This is a genomic window from Streptomyces sp. NPDC058646, from assembly GCF_042716875.1.
GTDB lineage: Bacteria > Actinomycetota > Actinomycetes > Streptomycetales > Streptomycetaceae > Streptomyces.
Window position 1 is genome coordinate 1 of record NZ_JBHXRK010000081.1, and the last position, 1,938, is coordinate 1,938.

Sequence of the window (1,938 nt, forward strand, 5' to 3'; positions counted from 1 at the left end):
CGATCTCCCACAACCCGTCCGGAACAATCCAACTCCACGTACCCCGCCCCATACGAAGCTCAACGACGCCTCGCGACATAGGACACGGTCTAAGAGGTTGTCTCACGTGGACAGGTCTCTGAGCTCCTTGCAGGAGGTCGGGGCGGTGACCAAGCTGACCACGGCTCCGCCAGTCGTTGCGGACCGCGTACGGGATCTTGAGACCATGCGCAGCCCATGGCAGGCTCGTGCCGCATGATCGATGATTTCGCGAAAGACAACCTGCACAAGAGACTGCGGCGGGACCGTGAGGCGCTGCTCTGGAAGCTCGACGGCTTGTCCGAATACGACGCGCGCCGGCCTCTGACGGCGACCGGGACCAACCTCCTCGGCCTGGTCAAACACGTGGCCACGGTCGAGGCCAGGTACTTCGGTGAGGTCTTCGACCGCCCTTCTCCGGAGCCGCTCTGCCGGTGGCAGGACTCCGACGGCAGCGATCAATGGGCGGCCGAGAACGAGACGCGTGCTCAGATCGTCGGGTTCTACCGGCGCACGTGGGAACACGCGGACGCGACAATCAACGAGCTTGCCCTCGACGCCCCCGGCCACGTGCCCTGGTGGCCGGAGCCTCATGCCGACACGAACCTGTTCGCCATCATGGTCCATGTCCTCGGCGAGACCATCCGGCATGCCGGACACGCCGACATCCTGCGCGAGGGCGTAGACGGCCGGACCGGGATGCGCGCCGAACACGAGCAGCCGATCGACAAGGAAGCCCGCGCAACCTACTTCGCGAAGATCGAGCAAGCCGCCAGGATGGTCACACCAACCACCGCGTAGGGGCTGTTCCACGACATGACGTGATGTTCGAACGGCATGATGCCGGTCGTGAGTGCTGATCTGTCGAAGCGTCTGGTTCCTGATGAGCTCTGGGAGCGGGTTGCCCCGTTATTGCCGTCGTTCGCCGCTCGACCGCAAGGTGGTGGGACCGCTCCGTGTGACGAACGGGCACCTTGTCGGCCTCAGGCGGCGACGGGGTCAGTCAGCGTTCCCGAACGAGGCACCGATGTTGTTCCACATGAAAGCGTCTCTCCAATCCGCGCGCCCCTTGGCCCATCCGCTCAGGGCGGTGATCACCTTTTCCTGGGAGATCGTCCGGGTCTGGTAGTGCTCTGCCGCTGTCCCATCCCGGAACTCCAGCTGATAGGTGTTGTCGTCCCTCAGCCACACCTGCACATACCAATCGCCGGCCGCCTCATCGTCGACTCGCTCGACAACCACGAAGGCGTTGCCCCGGCCGAGGTTCGCCACCATCCGGCTCAAGGCCGTGGGCCCCGGATTCCTCACCTGACGACCGTGCTCGTCTCTCGCTTGCAGCATGGCCCGATCATCCCCCACAGCTCTGACACGCGAAGAGCGAGCAAGTCACGCCCGCACTCGCTCCCCACGTTCCCCAGTTGGTTCACTCCGTGAACCAACTGGGGCGAAGAGTAGCTCTGGGGAAAATTCGGATCCGCATCACCGGCGACGGCTGGTGGGACTGACCGTCGCCTTGGTCCGGGCCGGCGCCCACTTCGAACGTGGCCAGCACGTCGAACGGCATGACACGGTGGCCGCATGAACCTCCCCCCGACCCTCCTCACCGGCCTGAATGCCCCCAACGCCCGGGATCGCGACGCTGCCGCCGAGCAGCTCGGCGACATCTTGCGTTGGCCCAGCCTGACGCAGCACGAGGCGGAAACCGCCGTCGCACGCTTGCTCACCGCCACGATCCAGGACCCAGACGACGCCGTCCGAGAGAGCGCCCTCAACGCCATCGGTAACGCCTTCGAATGCAGAGACCTGCCGCTCCGCCTGGTCGCCGGGCTAGTACTGCAACGGTCTTTGGCCTGACAGGTTGGCGGTTTCTGGTGGTGTGTGGCCGCGTTGTTTGTAGTGGCTGACGCGGGCTTGGTGTTG

3 protein-coding genes are annotated in these 1,938 nt (G+C 65.0%); 2 read left to right on the forward strand and 1 reads right to left on the reverse strand.

Going from position 1 to position 1,938, the window contains the following annotated elements:
- Positions 1-234 precede the first annotated feature (234 nt).
- Positions 235-819, forward strand: coding sequence for a DinB family protein (locus tag ACFWUZ_RS36260; protein ID WP_384382385.1), 585 nt, complete (start codon positions 235-237; stop codon positions 817-819).
- A 198-nt stretch (positions 820-1,017) separates the two neighbouring features.
- On the opposite strand, the gene ACFWUZ_RS36265 is transcribed toward ACFWUZ_RS36260, so the two are convergent.
- Positions 1,018-1,359, reverse strand: a complete 342-nt coding sequence (locus ACFWUZ_RS36265; RefSeq protein ID WP_384382387.1) for a hypothetical protein — start codon at positions 1,357-1,359, stop codon at positions 1,018-1,020.
- Between the two features lie 237 nt (positions 1,360-1,596).
- On the opposite strand from ACFWUZ_RS36265, the gene ACFWUZ_RS36270 reads away from it, so the two are divergent.
- The gene (locus ACFWUZ_RS36270) at positions 1,597-1,872 is read left to right on the forward strand and encodes a hypothetical protein (protein WP_384382389.1); all 276 of its coding nucleotides are present in this window, start codon (positions 1,597-1,599) and stop codon (positions 1,870-1,872) included.
- Positions 1,873-1,938 lie beyond the last annotated feature (66 nt).

Bases quoted from the DNA above. Each gene is read 5' to 3' on its own strand.
- ACFWUZ_RS36265 (WP_384382387.1), bottom strand. From the start codon at position 1,359: ATGCTGCAAGCGAGAGACGAGCACGGTCGTCAGGTGAGGAATCCGGGG.
- ACFWUZ_RS36260 (WP_384382385.1), top strand. From the start codon at position 235: ATGATCGATGATTTCGCGAAAGACAACCTGCACAAGAGACTGCGGCGG.
- ACFWUZ_RS36270 (WP_384382389.1), top strand. From the start codon at position 1,597: ATGAACCTCCCCCCGACCCTCCTCACCGGCCTGAATGCCCCCAACGCC.